The organism is Microcoleus sp. CZ3-B2 (assembly GCF_036705055.1).
GTDB lineage: Bacteria > Cyanobacteriota > Cyanobacteriia > Cyanobacteriales > Microcoleaceae > Microcoleus.
In genome coordinates this window covers 1-18986 of record NZ_JAUBTN010000060.1, presented here as the reverse complement: position 1 = coordinate 18986, position 18986 = coordinate 1, and the positions used below count along the sequence as shown (strand labels likewise).

14 protein-coding genes and 1 pseudogene are annotated in these 18986 nt (G+C 47.0%); 11 read left to right on the top strand and 4 right to left on the bottom strand.

The window, feature by feature from the left end:
- The first annotated feature begins 111 nt into the window (after positions 1–111).
- Both QUA97_RS22115 and QUA97_RS22110 read left to right on the top strand, forming a co-directional pair.
- Positions 112–552, top strand: a complete 441-nt coding sequence (locus tag QUA97_RS22115; RefSeq protein ID WP_194011687.1) for a peroxiredoxin — start codon at positions 112–114, stop codon at positions 550–552.
- A gap of 293 nt (positions 553–845) precedes the next feature.
- Positions 846–3500, top strand: a complete 2655-nt coding sequence (locus QUA97_RS22110; RefSeq protein WP_333196072.1) for a C39 family peptidase — start codon at positions 846–848, stop codon at positions 3498–3500.
- A 94-nt stretch (positions 3501–3594) separates the two neighbouring features.
- Here the strand turns inward: QUA97_RS22110 and QUA97_RS22105 are convergent, their stop codons facing one another.
- On the bottom strand, positions 3595–4497 hold the full coding sequence (locus tag QUA97_RS22105; RefSeq protein WP_333196070.1) for a PEP-CTERM sorting domain-containing protein: 903 nt from the start codon (positions 4495–4497) through the stop codon (positions 3595–3597).
- A gap of 245 nt (positions 4498–4742) precedes the next feature.
- Between QUA97_RS22105 and QUA97_RS22100 the strand changes: the two genes are divergently transcribed.
- Positions 4743–4886 (top strand): hypothetical protein, encoded by a 144-nt coding sequence (locus QUA97_RS22100; RefSeq protein ID WP_333113333.1) that lies wholly within the window; start codon positions 4743–4745, stop codon positions 4884–4886.
- Between the two features lie 194 nt (positions 4887–5080).
- Here QUA97_RS22100 and QUA97_RS22095 read toward each other — a convergent pair whose 3' ends face one another.
- From QUA97_RS22095 to QUA97_RS22085, 3 genes are all read right to left on the bottom strand, one after another.
- Positions 5081–5518, bottom strand: a complete 438-nt coding sequence (locus QUA97_RS22095; protein WP_333087755.1) for a secondary thiamine-phosphate synthase enzyme YjbQ — start codon at positions 5516–5518, stop codon at positions 5081–5083.
- A gap of 434 nt (positions 5519–5952) precedes the next feature.
- The gene (locus QUA97_RS22090; protein WP_333113336.1) at positions 5953–6102 is read right to left on the bottom strand and encodes a hypothetical protein; all 150 of its coding nucleotides are present in this window, start codon (positions 6100–6102) and stop codon (positions 5953–5955) included.
- Between the two features lie 14 nt (positions 6103–6116).
- Positions 6117–6332: a hypothetical protein gene (locus tag QUA97_RS22085; RefSeq protein WP_194011692.1), complete on the bottom strand. Its 216-nt coding sequence runs from the start codon at positions 6330–6332 to the stop codon at positions 6117–6119.
- Between the two features lie 611 nt (positions 6333–6943).
- Here QUA97_RS22085 and QUA97_RS22080 point away from each other — a divergent pair.
- The 8 genes and pseudogenes from QUA97_RS22080 to QUA97_RS22045 all read left to right on the top strand — a co-directional run.
- Positions 6944–8470 (top strand): annotated as a pseudogene (locus tag QUA97_RS22080) (ferredoxin--nitrite reductase); the annotation flags it as partial.
- 33 nt (positions 8471–8503) lie between these two features.
- Positions 8504–8815, top strand: a complete 312-nt coding sequence (locus QUA97_RS22075; protein ID WP_333087891.1) for a 2Fe-2S iron-sulfur cluster-binding protein — start codon at positions 8504–8506, stop codon at positions 8813–8815.
- 59 nt (positions 8816–8874) lie between these two features.
- Positions 8875–10197 (top strand): CmpA/NrtA family ABC transporter substrate-binding protein, encoded by a 1323-nt coding sequence (locus QUA97_RS22070; RefSeq protein ID WP_333087750.1) that lies wholly within the window; start codon positions 8875–8877, stop codon positions 10195–10197.
- A 151-nt stretch (positions 10198–10348) separates the two neighbouring features.
- A complete protein-coding gene (ntrB, locus tag QUA97_RS22065) occupies positions 10349–11218 on the top strand; it encodes a nitrate ABC transporter permease (RefSeq protein WP_194070878.1) in 870 nt (289 codons plus the stop codon).
- Positions 11219–11504: 286 nt separating this feature from the next.
- The gene (locus QUA97_RS22060) at positions 11505–13529 is read left to right on the top strand and encodes an ABC transporter ATP-binding/substrate-binding protein (RefSeq protein ID WP_194070879.1); all 2025 of its coding nucleotides are present in this window, start codon (positions 11505–11507) and stop codon (positions 13527–13529) included.
- Positions 13530–13632: 103 nt separating this feature from the next.
- Positions 13633–15249 carry a nitrate ABC transporter ATP-binding protein gene (locus QUA97_RS22055; protein WP_333196065.1) on the top strand — a complete coding sequence of 539 codons (1617 nt, stop codon included), beginning with the start codon at positions 13633–13635 and terminating at the stop codon, positions 15247–15249.
- Positions 15250–15797: 548 nt separating this feature from the next.
- Positions 15798–18005 carry a molybdopterin oxidoreductase family protein gene (locus QUA97_RS22050; protein ID WP_194070881.1) on the top strand — a complete coding sequence of 736 codons (2208 nt, stop codon included), beginning with the start codon at positions 15798–15800 and terminating at the stop codon, positions 18003–18005.
- A 452-nt stretch (positions 18006–18457) separates the two neighbouring features.
- Positions 18458–18763, top strand: a complete 306-nt coding sequence (locus tag QUA97_RS22045; RefSeq protein WP_194012852.1) for an RNA recognition motif domain-containing protein — start codon at positions 18458–18460, stop codon at positions 18761–18763.
- The last annotated feature ends 223 nt before the right edge of the window (positions 18764–18986 follow it).

Here is an 18986-nt window from a genome sequence, read left to right as displayed (position 1 = left end):
ATTGATACTAGGGGCGATCGCGATTTTTAGCAACAGTATCTTGGAAAGGCACAAAACCAAGTAAAATAACTTGAGGAAGTGCAATAAAAACCAAACAAGAGAAACACAACTATGACATTACCAGTAGGGTGCGCGGCTCCTCAATTCAGCGCCAAAGACACAAACGGCAAAACAGTCTCCCTCTCCGACTTCAACGGTAAAACCGTAATCTTGTATTTCTACCCCAAAGATGACACCCCCGGCTGCACCAGACAAGCCCAAAGCTTCAAAGCAGCCCATGAAGAATACAAGGGCAAAGATATAGTAGTTCTCGGTGTCAGCCGCGACAACGAAGAATCGCACCAAAAATTCACAGAAAAGTACGGTTTGCCTTTTCAACTATTAGCAGATGTTGATGGCGCAATTACCAAAGCTTACGATGTCGAAAAAGGTGATTATGCCAAGCGCGTCACCTTCGTCATCGACGGTACTGGCAAAATTATTCAGGTTTATGAAGGAGACAATTTGAAAGTTGACTCTCACGCTCAAGATATTCTTGTCACCATAGTTTAGTGAGGGGTCACGGGTACGGGGGTTAACAACCTACTCTAACTATATTTTTTCCCCCAAAACTTGCACGACAAATGCGATCGAGCAGCCTAGATTGTCGTCAGGTACGCGGTGCACAGCCTACAGTTAGATTTTGCGTGCAAATCCTGTCAACCATTCAAAATTCATGCTTTAAAAGGCTTTCACCGCCCCTAGATTCAGTCGAGGGGCGGTTTTGTCCGAGATTGATTGTGTTTCATAAAATCAGAAGTTATCCTTGCTGTAGCTGAATAATTAAGTAGGTAGGCTGATAGATAATGACAAGCAACGACAGTATTTTGAGTTACTTAGGCCCACAAGAAGTTGAGGCAAATCTAGGCGCCGTCTTAGTGGGCAGTTTTGACAAAAATCAAGTGGCGGCGATTTCAGCAACAGAAGGCTCAAATGCCCTGAATGCTGAGATGAATTTATCTACGGGCATCTGGAACATCAGTTTAGAGAAAGGGTTCGATCGCCCTGGAACTCGCACTGTGCAGGTGAAGGCAACTAATAAGGCTGGTAAAGTTATCGGCGAACAAACAATTAACATCAAAGTTAATCCTGCTTCTAACTTACCCGATCGCTCTTTTACGTTAATTATTCTCCAATTTACCAGATTCAAAGCCGGAACATTGCCTAGTAGCAGTCTCAACGATCGACAAAAAGCGGACGTACCAGCCGGAACAACTTATCAAATTACCGACTACGAGTTAGAAGACGGACACCTAAATGTTCAACTAAGGAATCCCATCAATCCGGTGGGGAAGTCCGGCTTTTTTTACGAAAAGCACGCAATCATCACAAACGGCGCAAAAATCATGATATTCGATCGCGCCGAATTACCCGCCCCGCCGCCTGGAATGATGTTGCTGTGGGTAAACAAAAAAACCTGGTTAAAGCGCAATCCCGCAGATTCTGCTACTTTAGCAGAAAATCAGAAAGTCCGATTTTATCAAGGAGAAACTTTCAATATTCTCGGCTATGCCTGCGTAGACAATCATTTTCGTGTCACCCTAAATAACCAGATTCCCAACTTTGTCCAGTCAGGATTTTTGTACTCGCAACACGTCCAAATTTTGCAAAACGGGATAGGAATTCAGTGTGATAGAAATGCTGTGACGATGACTGTTATCAAAACTGCTGTGCTTAAAAAGCGGCCCGTCAATCCAGCAAGCCTGCAATCGCCAGAAAAAATTACTTTGGCGGCGGGCATGATTTACGGAGTTGCAGGATTCTCTATAGAACAAGGTGATGTCAAAGTCTCGCTGACTGAAAATTTGCCTTCCTTTGGCAATACGGGTTTTATTTTTCCCGATTTCGTGCAATTCAGTCGCGGCGGTAAATCTTTCAATCCTGCCCCTAATTTAACTTATCAAGGGCCAACAGAAGTTTTAGTAAATCAGGCGATCGTCCTGCAGGGTACTTTTGACAAGCAGGAAGCGGTAAAAGTTGATGTAATAGCTGAAGATAAATTTCCGCTAACCGTTACGCTAAACCAACAAGCCGGCACTTGGCAAGTGAATATGCCTAAAGGATTTAGCGTAGCAGGAGCTCGTTGGCTGAGGTTGCGCGCAACTGACAGCAAACGCAATGTTACCGCCAGCCAAGTAATTTACATTACAGTTAGTTCCGATCCGCTGACTGTCGGAAAAAATTTGACCTTAAAGATAGTTTCTGCTACTTTCTTTAAAGTAGCTCCGGTTGATTCTTCGCGACTAGAAAATCAGCAAAAAGTTTTTGTCAAAGCAGGTCAGATTTTTACGTTGAGCAAGTACGGATTTGTTGACGGGCATCTCAAGGTGGTGCTGGATTCGGCAATTTCGCCGATCGGCAGTTTTGGCTATTTTTACGAACCAGACGTTCAGTTAGCCAAAGGTACAAAAACCTTGAAGTTTGACCTCGCCGACGTACCGAACAACAGCGGAGGCGCTGAACTGTTGGTAACTCAAACAACTGTGATTAAAAGCCAACCAATAGATTCATCAAAACTGCCTGCTAATGGAGTTGCAGCTTTAATTTTAGGTAGCACCTACACCATCACTGGCTATGCGTGCGTTTTGGGTCATTTCCGAGTAACCCTCGCCGAATCTATTCCCGGTTTCGGGAATGTCGGATTTATTTATTGGCAGTCCGTTAAAATCAAGAAAAACGGCAAAGAAGTTCCCTTTGATCCCGATGCTTTGACAATGACAATGCTGCAACCAACGGTATTGAAAAAACGCCCGTTAGATGCTAACAAGCTAACTGCTACGGAGAGGGTTACACTGCCTTTAGGTAGAGTTTACGGCGTGGAAAGCTACGGTTTGGAAGAAAATCACCTAAAAGTTTCCCTGACTGAAGAACTGCCGAATTTTGGCAATACAGGTTATGTTTTTCCGAGCTTTGTTCAGTTCAAACGGGGAGATAAAATTTTCGATCCAGTTCCGAACAATGTGGAATTGAACGTGCCGTATTTTTCGCAGCGGGACAATCCGCGTTTTGATTGGTCTACTTGCAATGTAACTGCGATCGCAATGGTATTTTATTACTACGGCGTTCGCTCTAAGTGGGGCGGACAGTTGGAGGATGAGTTGTTGCAGTGGTGTTTCGACTATGCCGGCCAGGGTTCTCAAACGGATCACAACGTGCTGACGGCGCTGATTCAGGCTTACGGGTTCCAGACGAGTTTTAGTACGACTCGTACATGGGCGGATGTGCGATCCCAATTGTTGAATCGGCGGCCAGTAGTTTTAGCGGGAGATTTTACGGCGGCCGGTCACATTATCACTTTAATTGGCTACAATTCCCAGGGTTATATCGTGCAAGATCCTTGGGGAGATGCCCTCACTGGCTACAGCAATACTGAGGGAAGAAAGTTGATGTATCCCTACAGTTACGTCAATCAAGTTGCGGGGCCTGATGGGAATGTTTGGGCGCATTTTATTGCTCGATAATTACAGCAAGTCGTAAGGTGCGCCGCCGCGCACCCTACACCTATTTGGAAGTCGCGCTAGTGATGCGTAAGGTGCGCCGCAGCGCACCCATAACTTAGGCAATCTTGCCCTTAATTTTGCGTTTCGCCACACCCATACCTAAAAAGCTCAATCCTAGTAAAGTAGCAAACCAAGTAGAAGGTTCGGGTACGGCTTCAGGAGAGCTGGCTTCAAAGGAGCTTTTAATGGCGATCGCATCATTAGCGCACTCGGCAAAAAAGTTAGCAATATAGCTCCCCGAAGGCATTGAGGATTTGTTAAAACTGAATCCGATTGTTTGAGAACCTACTGCATTAAATTGACCAAAATTCAGACCTAGTGCGGTCAAAGTGGCGGGAGTTAAAAAGTTAATTTCTCCTACTTTTGTACCTGTAGCAATTGAGTTGAGAACTGTCCAGTTTCCTGTTTGTTCAAAATAGGGGTCTGTGGCAGCTAAATCGCCCATTGATGGAGTACCGCCTTGAGATGCAACTACAGTGTTGAATTGATTTAAATTGCTAAAGCCGGAGTTCGTTTGGGTGACGTTTTTAGCGCTGACATTGCTGTAAACGCCTGTTGTCGCAACGCCTGAGTCGTTTCCCTCGGCAAAGCGGATACCAAATAAGCTGCCGTTTGCGTTAGCTGTGTTGAAGTTTTGACCGGAAAAATTGAAGAACAAATCGCCGTAGTTGATGTTGCCTCGGAGAGCAGCGCTGTCTGCATATCCCGCTAAACTTAGATTGGAGTTAATGGCGATGAAAGCTGTATCTGATGTTTCTTTGACAGCGATACCGTAAAATTCAAATTCGCCGCCGCCGATTTGCGGCCCTGTCACGCCGTCGCTGAAGGAATCGATCGCATAATTCCAACCGTTAGATAGCGTTGCTGCTGTAGCTTTTTGTGGCTGTATCGCGATAATTGCACAGAAAACAGCCACTGAGCAAGTGCTGTAAATACTGTTTTTATTAGTAGAATTCATAAAATTCTCCGGGGAATGAGTGATAAAAAATCAAGTCGATCGCTCGGGAGCATCTGTGTTTTGCTTGAATGCGTGGGAGATCCTATCGATCGCTTTTGTTTTAATGCGTGGGAGATTTTATCTATCGCACTCGCACAAAAAAATATTTTTACAAAGCCGGAGATGCTGCCGCCTCGTAGGGACTCTTTAATTTTTAGTAAATCACAGATTCCGGCAAATTTTATTAAAGTTTTGGTAAAGATTTTGTGATAGCAGATCGGTTTTGCATTTATAGTTCGAGCGTCCCCGAAGAGCGAGTACAATACGCGATCTGGGCTTCTCGCACGCTTAATAAAAAAAATGCTTTTTGCAAAACCGCTCTGCTCCCGATTTTGTGGGCGATCGCCTAATATCAACTACATTCACAAAAAACAGCTAATGCCCGTAATTAAACAGCAAAATTTCGCCACTACCAGCACATTGCTACCCAAACGCATCACCTACGCAGAGTTAGTCCATAAAATTGATTGAGGGATTGAGGGATTAATTGGTCAATATTTCATTCACTTGAAAACCGCTAGATGCAATTTAATTACACCACAACTTATTCGCCCATAATTTGAATACTTACACTTCTGTTTCGCGGCCCGTCTAAGTCAAAAAACAAAACAGATTGCCAAGTCCCCAGTGCTAATTTACCTTCTGCAACTGGAATTACTTCGCTGGTACTGAGCGTCATGGCCATCAGGTGAGAGTGAGCGTTGATCGGTTCGTCGGCTGGAACTATTCTTAAATGCAGGTCGTTGTGCAAGTATTTGTCACCGGGAGGCGCTAATTTTTGCAAGTATACTTTAATATCTGCTAGCAATCTTTCTTCATCTTCATTAATTGCCAAAGCTGTAGTAGTGTGTTTGGAAAAAACTATAACTTGTCCATTTTTCACGGCACTGCTATCAAGAAGCTGGACAATTTGAGGAGTGATGTTATAAATATTAAGACCTGATTCTGTGAGTATTTCGATTGTTTGATTGATGATTTTCATAGGTTGCCTATTATCTCTAGCCCAGTTTAATAATTATAATTAGGTTGGTAATGAGGACTTGAGTCCTCAAATTCCTCAAAGGTCGATCGCCCAAAATTATACCATTTATAAAAAATTGTTTCCTCAAGTTAAGAGGGCCCGCACGCACCATCCACCGCCCCTACTGACTGTTGACTGTTGACTGTTGACTGTTGACTGTGAATCGAACAACTGAAAATTGCACCGAGATAGGTGGTGACTTGTAAAAATCATTCATGAATTGCTCTCTGATTTATCACCTGACGATGCAGCCGGAAACGATCTTATATCGCGCCCGCTCGATTAACTGCACGAACCTTTTTTGTGTTATGGCAATCTACCGGAGATGATATTAGGGATTCATCGCTCCTCGACGCACCCTACTAATGATGTAAGTAAATCTAAAAATCTAAAATCTAAAATCTAAAATCTAAAATCGACTGACGGCGAGGAGCGATCGTTTTGAGAAAAGCCAAGAAACTGCCTGCAACATATCCGTAGCGAGCATCGCGGGTTCCTTGAGACTCTGGCGGTAGTTTCTGCACTTGAAGCGCTGCATCAATCAAATTGCTGAATGCTGTTAACCGATCGCCGACAATTCATTAACTATCTTGACTCTTCCCTTAAGCACGTAGCGCAGCAGTCGGTTGAGCGAATATATATCTTGCTCGTCGAGAGAGTCATCCAAAACAGCAGCCATCAAACCGTAGCGATCGGCCAATGTCAAACAGCCTGTATCGGTAACAGAGGCCAGTATTTCAGAAATAGCGCCGGGGATAAGTTGAATAAAAAGCATAAGACCTTCTCTGAATTCGATAGTTATATCATCTATCATTCTCCCAAAATCAACAGTGACGCTGACAGAGTAGAGAATGTGATTTTTTGACGCTAATTGTGCGATCGCGACGCATCTAATTGTGTGACTAGCGGCGTTTTAAGTATGCGATCGGCGTCACAACATTATTTTATTATTTGCCAATTTCCCTCTCTCCCCTCCCAAATCTAAAGATTTACAAAGATTTTTAGGCTCTGTGGGTGTCTTTACCGACTACTCATGTATAAAACGCATTGTCAGTATGCAAAATCTTCATAAAACTCAATATTTTGTAAAAATAGCTACGAATCTTTACGGTGGTGGGTTTTACATTTGTTCGTAACAAAGGCGCATCGAAACGCAGCGATCGAACAATCGGTAGCAACCATAACAACCATAAATAGGGTGGTGGCATTCGAGGCAGCGTCCAAAAAAGCTCAAGTATACAAAAGACCAACCATGCTTAAAAGAAATTCTATCGAGTAACTAAATATACAGTTTTAAATTCATACAGTCACTAAGGTTAGCAGGAAACACACTTTATGCTCCAAGTCAATACTTTTCCCGAACAAGCCAGCCGCGAGGGTAAACCAATGACCCAAACAGTAGAACCAAAAACCAGCCAGAACAAATTTGAAAAACTCAAATCCGAAAAAGATGGCTTAGCAGTCAAAGCCGAACTCGAACACTTCGCCCAAATCGGCTGGGAAGCAATGGACGAAATCGATCGCGACTACCGCCTCAAATGGTTCGGCATCTTCTTTCGGCCAGTAACTCCTGGGAAATTCATGATGCGGATGCGGTTGCCCAACGGCATCATTACCAGCAATCAAACCAGAACCATCGCAGAAATTGTACAGCGGTACGGCGACGACGGCAGCGCCGACATCACCACCAGACAAAACCTGCAACTGCGCGGAATTCGCATAGAAGATGTGCCCGACATCTTCAGCCGCCTCAAAGCAGTGGGGATGACCAGTGTTCAGTCCGGTATGGACAACGTTCGCAACATCACCGGTTCCCCAGTCGCAGGCTTGGATGCCGACGAACTGATAGATACGCGGGAACTGGCAAACCAAGTTCAAGACATGATTACCAACAGCGGCGAAGGCAACCCCGCGTTTTCCAATTTGCCGAGAAAGTTTAATATTGCGATCGCAGGCTGTCGCGACAACTCAGTCCACGCCGAAATCAACGACATCGCCTTCGTACCCGCTTACTTGGACGGCAACATCGGGTTTAATGTTTTAGTCGGCGGATTCTTCTCCGCCAAACGCTGCGAAGCTGCAATTCCCCTCAACGCTTGGGCAAGTCCCAGCGACGTTGTAGATTTGTGCAAAGCAATTTTAACTGTGTTTCGCGATCGAGGCCCGAGAGCAAACCGCCAAAAATCGCGCTTGATGTGGCTGATTGACGAACTCGGCATCGAACAATTCCGCGCCGTCGTCGAACAAGAATTAGGGCGCACATTGCTTCGGGCCGCCCTCAAAGATGAAATCATCTGGGACAAACGCGACCACATCGGCATCTACGACCAAAAACAAGCAGGACTCAAGTATGTAGGGCTGCACGTTCCCGTCGGACGGCTAACTGCATCGGATTTGTTCGATTTAGCCAGAATCGCCGAAGTCTACGGCAGTGGCGAGCTCAGGCTGACTGTCGAAGAAAACGTGATTGTGCCCAACGTTCCCGCATCGCGGATTGAGTCGCTGCTGAAAGAACCGCTGTTGCAGCGTTTTTCCATTGAGCCGGCACCCCTGACGCGAGCCTTACTTTCCTGCACCGGCTCCAAGTTTTGCAACTTCGCCCTCATTGAAACCAAAGCGCGCGCCGTCGCCATGATTGGGGAACTCGAAACCGAACTCTCCATTCCCAAACCGGTCAGAATTCACTGGACTGGTTGCCCCAATTCCTGCGGCCAACCCCAAGTAGCAGACATCGGTTTGATGGGGACAAAGGTTCGCAAGAACGGCAAAACCCTTGAAGGTGTAGACATTTACATGGGAGGGACGGTTGGCAAAGACGCTCATTTGGGTACTTGCGTCCAAAAAAGCATCCCTTGCGAAGACCTTAAACCGGTGCTGCATCAACTTTTAGTCGATAACTTCGGTGCTGTTCCCCATCAAGGAGATGTAGCTTCCCTCAACCGACAACTGCAACTGACGGTTGAGAGAGACGAAACGACACTCGCGGCGACCAAACCTCAGACATCTACTGTTATTTTCGCCCGATCGGGCAAAACAGTTGCTTGCACCGAAGATGAATTTATTCTCGACGTTGCCGAACGGGCAGGAGTCGAACTCGACAGCAGTTGTCGTTCGGGAACCTGCGGCACTTGCAAGCAGAAACTTCTAGAAGGCAAAACAGTTTACGACAGTCAACCAGACGCGGCTGCCGATTTAGAACCAGGGTTCATTTTAGCTTGCAGCGCGCGGGCGATCGGCCAAGTGTCGATCGACGCCTGATCTCACATCTGCCATCTCACATTCCAACGATCTCAAAGTACAACAAGAATTCAAGACAAATGAGCAACCTTTCCCGCAGAAAATTCATCATCACCGCCGGAGTCACAGCCGCCGGCACCCTGCTAGCCCACGGTTGCAGTTCCGGTTCCACCACATCTAGCGCAACTCCCGGCGGAACCTCACCCACCGCTGCCCCAGCAGTCAACATCAACCCCGCCGACGCCCCCGAAGTTACCGCAGCCAAACTCGGATTCATCGCGCTCACCGACGCAGCACCCTTAATCATCGCCCTAGAAAAAGGCTACTTTGCCAAATACGGCATGAAAGACGTGCAAATAACCAAACAAGCATCTTGGCCGGTGACGCGCGATAACCTAGAACTCGGTTCCGACAAAGGCGGCATTGACGGCGCGCACCTCCTATCCCCGATGGCTCACCAGATGACATTAGGCACAATTACCAAAGGCAATCAGCCAGTGCCAATGAACATTCTGGCGCGGTTAAATACTAACGGTCAAGGTATTTCCCTCGGCAAAAAATACCTTGATTTAAAAATAGGTACAGATAGCAAACCTTTTAAAGCAGCCCTCGCCAATCAGAAAGTTCCGATTGCTATGACATTTCCCGGAGGCACCCACGATTTGTGGATACGGTACTGGCTAGCAGCAGGCGGTATCAATCCAGATACAGATGTTTCCGTGATTCCCGTACCGCCGCCCCAGATGGTAGCTAACATGAAATCCGGCAGCATGGAAGCCTTTTGTGTAGGCGAACCTTGGAACGCTCAGCTAATTGCTCAAAAAGTAGGATACAGCGCCTTAATCACTGGAGAACTTTGGAAAGATCACCCAGAAAAAGCTTTAACTTTAAGAGCAGATTGGGTAGCCAAAAATCCCAAAGCTGCTAAAGCACTGACAATGGCTGTTCTCGAATCCCAGCAGTGGTGCGAAAAGCCAGAAAACAAAGAAGAGATGTGTCAAATCATCGGTAAAGATAGATGGTTAAAAGTTCCTGCAGCCGATATTGTCGCTCGCTCTAAAGGTCAAATTGACTACGGTACAGGTCGCGTTGAAGCTGCTAGTCCAGTGGCGATGAAATTCTGGGCTGATAATGCTTCGTATCCCTACAAGAGCCACGATGCTTGGTTCATCACTGAAAATATTCGCTGGGGTTATATGCCGGCTAATACCGATATCAAAGGAACCGTCGATAAAGTTAACCGCGAGGATATTTGGAAAGCCGCCGCCACAGCAATTGGTGTTCCTGCAGCCCAAATTCCTGCTACGACTTCTCGCGGTGTCGAAACATTCTTTGACGGCATCAAGTTTGACCCCGAAAAACCTGAAGAATATCTGAAGAGTCTGGCAATCAAGAAAGCATAATTAGTTGACTGTTGACTGTTGACTGTTGACTGATGACCAATTTTTAACTTTAGTAGTAAAGTTGGCTTTCTTGACTCAAACCACCCAGACACGGCGAACACTTCCAAGTATCTACAAATAATCGATTATTCACTAAGATACACTCAAAGATATGGCAACAAATCTCTCTGTTTCTAAAAGTAAAAATCCGGTAAATTTCGTTTTGGATTTGGTGCAAAAAAATCGCCGAAAAATCCTTCGACCTTTAGTTGCGATCGCAGTTTTGCTCACAATTTGGCAAATCCTTTGCCACGGTGATGGTTCCTCCTTGCCGGGCCCGGTTAAAGTTGTCAAAGAAACTTGGACTTTGATTATCGATCCCTTCTTCGACAACGGCGGTATCGACAAAGGTTTATTTTGGCAAATTTTAGCGAGTTTGCAGCGAGTGGCGATCGGCTTTACTTTATCAGCAATTCTCGGCATAAGTTTAGGGATATTGATCGGCACAAATCCTTTAATGTACGATGCTTTAGACCCGCTGTTTCAAGTATTTAGAACTATCCCGCCTCTAGCTTGGTTGCCGATCGCCCTGGCAGTATTTCAACAGTTCAATCCCTTTGAAGGTATGGGACTGAAAACCAACGAAGTAGCAGCACTTTTTGTAATCTTGGCTACAGCAATTTGGCCGATTATCATCAATACCACAGTAGGCGTTCAACAAATACCCCAAGACTACAGAAACGTCGCCCGCGTCTTGCGCCTACCGAACCGAAAATACTTCTGGAAAATCCTGATTCCATCTTCAGTTCCTTACATCTTCACAGGCTTGAGAATTGGTATCGGTTTGTCTTGGCTGGCGATCGTAGCGGCGGAAATGTTAGTCGGCGGTGTTGGCATCGGTTTCTTCATCTGGGATGCTTACAACAGTTCTCGACTAAGCTCCGTGATTCTAGCAGTGCTTTATGTAGGAATTGTCGGCTTGCTATTAGACAGAATAGTTGGTTTTATCGGTTCTAAAGTGGTTCCCGAAGAAAGCAAATAGGATTTGGGAATGGGGAATGGGGAATGGGTGATTAGTTATTTGTTATTTGTTATTTGTTATTTGTTATTTGTTAGGAGTTGGGAGTTAGGAGTTAGGAGTTAGGAGTTAGTAGTTGGTAGTTAGTAGCTTCTCTAATACTAAACAACCAATAACCAACAGCCAATAACCAATAACAAATAACCAACAACCAATAACCAACAACCAATAACCAACAACCAATAACCAATAACAAATAACCAATAACAAATAATTGCCATCTACCAAGTAAAAACTACCTAAAAAAATCATGTCAGTATTTGTTGAAGTAGACCACGTAGACCGCGTATTTAATCTGCCAAATGGAGAGCAATACATCGCTCTTAAAAATATCGAACTTAAAATTAAAAAAGGAGAATTTATCTCCTTAATCGGACACTCTGGCTGCGGCAAATCTACACTGCTAAATATCATCGCTGGTCTCGACAAGGCAAGTCAGGGCGGGATTACTTTAGAAGGGCGCGAAGTCCGCGATCCAGGCCCGGATCGGATGGTGGTGTTTCAAAATTATTCGCTGCTTCCTTGGCTGACTGTTCGCGAAAATATCGCCCTCGCAGTGGATGAAATCTACAGCGGTAACACTCAAGAAGAGCGCGAATTAGTCATAGAACACCATATTAAATTAGTAGGACTCGGACAAGCTGCCAAAAAACGGCCTGGGGAAATTTCTGGGGGGATGAAACAAAGAGTTGCGATCGCCCGCGCCCTCGCGATTCGCCCGAAATTGCTGCTGTTAGACGAACCCTTTGGTGCTCTTGATGCTTTAACTCGCGGCGGTTTGCAAGACCAGTTGATGAAAATTTGCCAGGAAAGCAAAGTCACCAGCGTGATGGTAACTCACGACGTTGACGAGGCTTTGTTGTTGAGCGATCGCATTGTCATGCTTACCAACGGCCCGGAAGCGCAAATCGGACAAATCCTCGAAGTGGACATTCCCCGCCCCCGCAAGCGCATGGAAGTTGTCAACCATCCGAGTTACTACGCGCTACGCAACGAAATTGTTTACTTCCTCAACCAGCAAAAGCGCGTCAAACAACGCCGGGCCCAACAACAACTACCTGCGATCGCCCGCAACGGCCTGGAAAAAGTCAACCTCGACATCGGGTTTATTCCCCTCACCGACTGCGCGCCCTTAGTCGTAGCCAAAGAAAAAGGATTTTTCAAAGCCCACGGCTTAGAAGAAGTTACCCTCGTGCGCGAACCAAGCTGGAAAGCAATTGCCAAAGGCGTAGCCCAAGGACGGCTGGATGCGGCGCAAATGGTCGCAGGAATGCCGATCGCCATGTTGTTGGGATTGGACGGCGAAGCCCCGGTGCCAGTCTGTAGCGCCCTCACTCTGTCTCGCAACGGCAATTCGATTGTTTTGAGCAAACACCTCTACAAACAAGGTATTCGGACATTAGAGGATTTCAAAGCGGAGATCGCCAGCACCCCCGACAAAGCTCACACCTTGGGGACGGTACACTCCGCCTCCATGCACAATCTGCTGTTCCGCTACTGGCTGGCCGCCGGCGGCATCGACCCCGACCTCGACGTGGGCTTGACCGTGATTCCGCCCCCGCAGATGGTATCGAATTTAAAAGCAGGTAACATTGACGGCTACTGCGCCGGCGACCCCTGGAACACCCACGCAGTCAACGACGGTAGTGGTTTTGTCATCGCCCGTTCCCTCGACATTCTGCCCGGACACATCGAAAAAGTTCTCGGTGTTACCGAAGATTGGGCTCAGAAATATCCTCAAACCCACGTCGCCCTCGTCAAAGCGCTTTTGGAAGCCTGCGACTACTGCGACGATCGCCGCAACCGCGAAGAAGTGCTGGGATTGATTTGTCAAGAACAATACATCGGCGCAGACTCCAAAAACATCCGCCCGGGATTCATCGATCCCTACAACTGCGGCACCGAGGCCGAACCCGAAATGCTCTACAACTTCAACCAGTTCTACGTTGACCAAACCAATTGTCCAGACCGCCTAGAAATGGTGTGGGTGATGGCGCAGATGGCGCGCTGGGGTCTGATTCCGTTCCCGAAAAACTGGGTGGAAGTGGTCGATCGAGTGTTGCGGCCCGATGTCTTCGGTCAAGCAGTTCGCGAGTTGGGTTTGCCGGATATTTCGAGAGTTCGTCGGACGATCGAGCTATTTGACGGCACTGTCTTTAATCTAGACGACCCGATCGACTATCTCCAGAATGTCAAAATCAAGCGCGGACTCCGCATTGAAGAAATCTTAATTGAACAAATAGGCAGTCAGTGTTCTATCAAAATCCCTGCATAACCAGTAAATAGGAAGAGGAAATGAGGAGTAAGGAATTAGGAAACAAGACTCCACATTTTCCGATTTCCACAACTCCCAAAATCCCTCTCAATCTAAAAGCTTCATGTCTAATCCTCAAAAACACAAGCCAATTTCTGAAAATATGCAAACTCTAACAACTCCCGAAACTACTAATTTTCAGACAGGAAAACCCGGTTTTTTAACGATAAAAAACGTATCCAAAGTCTACAAAAATCAGAAAGAACCTGACAAACCTTTTGTCATTCTCGACGGTGTAAACCTGACTATTAATGAAGGCGAATTTATTTGTTTGATCGGTCACTCCGGCTGCGGCAAATCAACTTTGCTGAACATGATTGCGGGATTCAACGGGCCGACCAGCGGAGAAGTTGCTCTGGAAGGTTCGCCGATTACTGAACCCGGCCCCGATCGCATGGTGGTGTTTCAAAACTACTCCCTACTACCTTGGCTGACTGCTACTGAAAACATCCACCTCGGTGTTGAAAGTGTTTATGCTGACAAGTCTGCAGAGGAACACAATGCGATCGTCAAACAAAACTTAGAATTAGTGGGGCTGACCGAAGCTGCTAATAAAAGACCGGGCCAATTGTCCGGGGGGATGAAACAGCGGGTGGCGATCGCCCGAGCTCTAGCAACTCGCCCCAAACTATTGATTTTGGACGAACCTTTCGGAGCTCTAGATCCGATTACGCGGGAAGAATTGCAGGAAGAATTGCTCAAAATCTGGCGCGAACACAAAATTACCGTCATCATGATCACTCACGATATTGATGAAGCTTTGTTTTTAGCCGATCGCATCGTGATGATGACCAACGGCCCCGCCGCTTCCATCGGCGAAGATATGCACATTCCCTTCAGCCGTCCCCGCAACCGCACGCGGGTAATGGAAGACCCCAGATATTACGAACTGCGGAACTTTGCTTTGGAGTTCCTGTTTTCTCGCTACGCCCACCACGAAGAAGATGAAGCAACGGAATCGGAAACAGAAACCGTCGCGATACCCCTGCCAGTACCTGCTGGCAAAAAACCTGCAGTTGCTGACAAGCCAAGGCCAGAGGTATCTTTTATGCCTCATGCTACTGAACCCGTAGAAGCTTCACCGCTGAAAGGAGCTATCTTCGCAGTGTCGTGGTTGGTAGCAATGGCTACTTTAGCAGCCGTCAATATGTCTGCGGTTTCCAGCCAGCTAAAGCAAGCGAAACTAGGAGAAACGGCACTGCAAGCGCCGACTGTGGCCGCGGTTGTGAGCTCTCCCCCCAGCCCTGCGCCTGTTGCGGTTAGCCCTGCGCCTGTCGCTGCGAGTCCTGCGCCTGTCGCTGCGAGTCCTGCGCCGATTGCTGCAAGCCCTGCGCCTGTTGCGAGTCCTGCGCCGATTGCTGCGACTAACAGCACCGGATCGGGGATTTCTGACAAAGCCGAACTCGATGCGATCGCAAACCAGTTATATGCAAAAATTGACCAAAATTGGAGGACAACTCCGACATTTACCGAAAGTTTGACTTATCGGGTCAAAGTGAAACAAAACGGCGATATCCTACAGTTCGATCCCACAAATCAAGCAGCTAAAGATTTTGTCAAAGAAACGCCTCTGCCGGTTTTGCAAACTCCTGCAGGTGTCGTCGCAGGCGATCGAACAACGGCTGAATTTCAAGTAAATTTTAGCCCCAGCGGCGTATTAGAAGTTAAAACAGCCAAGTAGGCGAAATCTTCCCGCGCGCAGCTCTTAGATTGCTACGAACAACCAAGTCAGTCGATTTTCGCATTCAAGATTTGAGCTTAAAAATTTATTTCACAGATAAATCTGGCAGCTTTAGCGGAAGTGTAAAATTTGGGATATCGAATCAGGAGTGTCTGGTTTCCGTTTTTGGTAATTAAGTAAGTCGGTGGGGAAAAACACAACTGTGTTAAGAAAGATAAATGAGGCTAAAACCCCAATCCCTCCTGCATTCTGTCTCCTGACTCCTGCCTCATCCCAACTACAAATATTTACGCCTTTCTACTTAGTGTATTCGCCCACTGTTTTACAGGGGAGTTATAAACTGTCATAAACTGGCTGCAAATAAGAGCGATCGCGAGTTTTAGTAAGACAGCGGTTAATTTTAAATCAGGGTATTTTCCGCTGCTGTGAAGCGTTTTTTGGGTAATTTTGTAATAATTGATACATTGTTGGGAACAATTTGTTCTGATTATAATGAAAAATTACCTATTATCCATGAGCTTTCAAAAATTAGCATCTAAAATCACCAGATGGAAACTATAAAAACTCTTTGCCCTTACTGCGGTGTAGGTTGCGGTCTAGAAGTTGTTCCCGACAAAAAACAAAGTTGGAAAGTTCGAGGCGATCGCAATCACCCATCAAGTCAGGGTATGGTTTGTATTAAGGGAGCAACGGTAGCAGAGTCCATTCGGAGCGATCGGCTACTTTATCCGATGATGCGAGACACTCTCGACCAACCCTTCCGCCGCGCTAGTTGGGACGAAGCTCTCGATGCCATTGTTAACCGCATCCAAACAATTCGCAGCACCACTGGCCCCGATGCTTTGTGCGTTTACGGTTCGGGTCAATTCGTAACAGAAGATTATTATGTTGCTCAGAAACTCATGAAAGGTTGTCTGGGTACAAATAATTTTGATGCGAATTCTCGCTTGTGTATGTCTTCAGCAGTTTCGGGATACGTTCAAAGCTTTGGTTCGGACGGGCCACCTTGCTGTTACGACGATTTAGAATTAACAGATTGTGCTTTTATTGTCGGTAGCAATACAGCGGAATGCCATCCGATTGTGTTCAACCGCTTGGCAAAATATCACAAAAAAAATCCAAATGTCAAGATGATTGTGGTAGATCCGAGGCGGACTCCGACTGCTGAAGCGGCAGATTTGCACTTAGCAATTAAGCCCGGTACGGATATAGATTTGTTCAATGGCATTGCATATTTACTGTTGCGAAAACGGGCAATAGACCCTGAATTTATTCAAGACTGCACGGAAAATTTTTCAGCTTTTGCGGAAGTTATTAGCAGCTACACGCCGGATTTTGTCGCCTCGCGCTGCGGTATTAGTGTTAGCGATTTAGAAACGGCTGCCCGTTATTGGGAACAGTCGCAGCGGGTTTTGTCGCTGTGGTCGATGGGCATCAACCAGTCCTCCGAAGGCACGGCCAAGGTGCGATCGCTAATTAATTTGCACTTGATGACCGGTCAAATCGGCAAACCGGGATGCGGCCCGTTTTCCCTGACCGGCCAGCCAAACGCGATGGGAGGGCGGGAAGCCGGAGGACTCTCTCACCTACTCCCCGGTTACAGATTTGTGAAAAATGCCGAACACAGAACCCAAGTCGAGAAGTTTTGGGGAATTGCACCGGGAAGCATTTCCCCAAATCCCGGCCGCACTGCTTGGGAGATGATTTTGGGATTGGAAACTGGCGATGTCGAGTTGCTGTGGATTGCAGCTACTAATCCGGTAGTGAGTATGCCGGATTTGGAACGGACAAAGGCTGCTTTGCTGCGATCGCCCTTGACGATTTATCAAGAAGCTTATTATCCCACGGAAACCTCAGCCTACGCTCACATCCTGCTGCCGGCAACCCAGTGGAGCGAAAAAACCGGAGTGATGACAAATTCCGAACGCCGCGTTACTCTCGGCCCGGGTTTCGACATTCCTTCAGGGGAAGCGCGCGATGACTGGAGCATTTTTGCTGAAGTCGGCCGCCGCTTGGGTTTTGCCGAACATTTTGCTTTCGACAGCAGCGCTGACGTATATCAAGAGTTTGTGCAGTTGACAAGGGGCAGGCCTTGCGATGTAACTGGCCTGAGTCACGAATATTTGCGCCTCCAAGGCCCCCAGCAGTGGCCCTGTCCCGAAAACGAGCCTCCGCATCCAGCCAATGAAGCGAAACGGCTGTATACTGACAGGCGTTTTCACACCGACGACGGGCGGGCAAAATTTTCGGCTTATCACTCGCGGGGACTCGCTGAACCTCCAGATCCTAACTATCCGTTTGTGTTGACGACGGGGAGACTTTACGGACACTGGCACACCATGACGCGCACGGGTAGAACTGAGAAAATTAATCAGTTGCACCCCGATCCGTTTTTGGAAATTCACCCGCGCGATGCTGCGAAATTGCAGATTAATGAGGGGGATTTGCTGGAAGTTCGATCGCGCCGCGGTAAGGCTCGGTTTCCGGCAAAAGTTACTAAGGCGATCGCCCCTGGTACGCTATTTGTACCGATGCACTGGGGTGCTCTGTGGGCCGAAGAAGCTGAAGCCAATGCTATGACTCATTCGGCAAGTTGTCCCGATTCCAAACAGCCAGAGTTAAAAGCTTGCGCCGTGCAATTGGTGTTGGTGGGGGCGGAAACAGCAGCGCCGGCTGTGGCAGAAGTTGCCGCAGGGGTTGAGGAATTTAATTGGGCCAAATCCACTGTCGCCGTTACTTCTCTATCTGGCCTGTGACTTTGGGATTTGACATACTCACCTAGCCGGATCGATCTCATTACCTGGGTTTCGTCCCACAGACTCCGGCAAAATCGTAATTTTTTGTTAAGGAACCGGGTTTCAAGGCAGTCAAGTACGGCACAATCCCCGGTTGCTCTATTTTCGTCAAAACTTCTCTCGCCCTAGCAATTGTGACCCAGACGCACCGAAAGAACGGCGCGATCGGGAACTCCTGGCAAACCAGGATAATTCAATTAATTTAGGGTCAGCTTTTCCTGTTTGATTCGGGGTTTTTCGTCTCGCCCAAAAGCTTGCGGCATTCTTTTGGATCGATCGGCTCAAAAAATTGCAGTTTGCAAGTATAGGTGCTATGATTGTTTTCACAAAGCTTTATTTTCGGCAGTACAGTTCGTTCGATCGGCGTTCCTCCGGATTTAAATCTCTACAACCTCGATTCTGGAGAATGTTCAATGTCAATCTATGTCGGCAATTTATCCTACGAAGTAACGCAGGAGCACCTCAGCCAAACTTTTGGTGAGTACGGCACAGTCAAGCGCATTCAAGTGCCTGCTGACCGTGAAACAGGTCGGATGCGCGGTTTCGCTTTTGTAGAAATGTCTACTGAAGCAGAAGAAACCGCCGCCATTGAAGCTCTTGACGGTGCTGAGTGGATGGGTCGCGACCTCAAAGTCAATAAGGCAAAACCCCGCGAAGAACGTGGTTCTTCTAACAGCGGTAACTGGGGCAACAACGACCGCTCCTCTCGTCGCTACTAAACCATTTAGAGCTAAATTTTTAGCTCGATCGTGTGTTTGCCCGATCGAAAACGGAGTCAACAATCATAATTTGTTGAGAATAGATAGTTGATTCTGCGATCGCATCGAGCCTTGAAATCCTCAAAATGTTGCCAAACAACAGCTTGAGGTTTTTTTTATGTCAAATTTTTATCCGCGCCTGTAGAAGCTTGTATCTAACTTGAGAGAGGGGGAGAGGGGGAGA